The sequence below is a fragment of the Streptomyces hilarionis genome (assembly GCF_024539675.1).
GTDB classification, from domain to species: Bacteria; Actinomycetota; Actinomycetes; order Streptomycetales; family Streptomycetaceae; genus Streptomyces; species Streptomyces hilarionis.
The window spans coordinates 1-245 of sequence record NZ_JAHHIT010000850.1 but is presented as its reverse complement, the minus strand read 5'-3'; the positions used below and the strand labels follow the sequence as shown (position 1 = coordinate 245).

General features: G+C 52.7%; 1 pseudogene. It reads left to right on the top strand.

Annotation, left to right across the window (positions count from 1 at the left end):
• A pseudogene (locus tag KMS84_RS44805) lies at positions 1 to 245 on the top strand (hypothetical protein); the annotation flags it as partial.

The window sequence follows — 245 nt, the reverse complement described above, 5'->3', positions numbered from 1 at the left end:
GGGCTGACCTTCAAAATGGGTCAGACCCACGTGCATCGCTTCCTACCTGAGCTCCTCGACCACATCGAGACTGGTCGTCTCTCACCGGAAGTCATCATCAGCCATCGCATGTCACTGGAACAGGCCGCTGAGGGATATAAAATCTTTGATAAAAAAGAAGAGGACTGCCGAAAAGTCATTCTGACACCCGGCGATAGCCACATCGCTATTCCGCAGGCCGATAGCAGCGCAACACTGTTGACTAC